The 219-nt window shown below is 42.0% G+C and carries 1 protein-coding gene; it reads left to right on the forward strand.

What is annotated here, in order from left to right:
* The coding region (locus ADF68_RS01530; protein WP_049548347.1) for a Rib/alpha-like domain-containing protein at positions 1-219 on the forward strand (219 nt) is incomplete at both ends.

The raw sequence follows: 219 nt of genomic DNA on the forward strand, positions 1-219 counted from the left end.
AGCGAAAGATCAAACTGTTAAACCAGGAGATAAACCATCTGCTAAAGATTCAATCGGTAATGTCGGAGATCTTCCTAAGGGCACAACAGTAGAGTTCAAGACACCAGTAGACACAACTACACCAGGTGATAAAGGAACTACAGTCGTTGTGACTTACCCAGATGGTTCTAAGGATGAAGTACCAGTTAAAGTAACTGTAAAAGATCCAAGTGCACCAGC

This window comes from Streptococcus pseudopneumoniae (genome assembly GCF_001068775.1).
Taxonomy (GTDB): domain Bacteria; phylum Bacillota; class Bacilli; order Lactobacillales; family Streptococcaceae; genus Streptococcus; species Streptococcus pseudopneumoniae_N.